Annotated in this window: 2 protein-coding genes; both read left to right on the forward strand. The window is 69.6% G+C overall.

Features of this window, described 5'->3' with window-relative positions; genetic code table 11:
• A partial coding sequence (locus DAI20_RS20295) for a protein kinase family protein (RefSeq protein WP_205781547.1) occupies positions 1-249 on the forward strand: 249 nt, incomplete at its 5' end.
• A 5-nt stretch (positions 250-254) separates the two neighbouring features.
• Positions 255-520 (forward strand): O-methyltransferase (locus DAI20_RS20300; RefSeq protein WP_497802657.1); only part of this gene is annotated, 266 nt, incomplete at its 3' end.

Consider the following 520-nt stretch of genomic DNA (forward strand, 5'->3'; position numbering starts at 1 on the left):
CTGACCCAGCAGGTGGAAGGCCGCCACGAACTGTCGATGCGTTCGCGCGACCTGGCCGCACTGGATGCCAGCGTGCAGCGCCTGCAGAAGCATGCGGTCGGCGCGATCACCGGTGTCGGCCTGCTGGCCATCGCTGCACTGATGTATGTGCTGCAGCCGCCGGGCTGGTACTGGGGCGACGTGCCGGCGTGGAGCTGGCTGTCCGGTGCGGTCGGCGCAGTGGCGCTGCTGCGCGCGTGGTGGAAGTAGGCCCCATGCTGCAGGCACTCAAGGACGAACTGGCCCGCTTCGGCGCCGACAACGACGCCCGCGAAAGCGCGCGTGGCCGCCGCATGCTCAACATCACGCCGGAGACGGGTGAATTCCTGTCCGTTCTGGTCCGCTTCGGCGCTGCGCGCCGGGTGCTGGAGATCGGCACCTCCAACGGCTATTCGACGCTGTGGCTGGCCGAGGCTGCCGCCGCCATCGACGGCCACGTGACCACGCTGGAATACGCCGAGGACAAGGCGGCGATGGCGCG

The sequence above is a fragment of the Planctomonas deserti genome, assembly GCF_003067705.1.
Taxonomy (GTDB): Bacteria; Actinomycetota; Actinomycetes; order Actinomycetales; family Microbacteriaceae; genus Planctomonas; species Planctomonas deserti.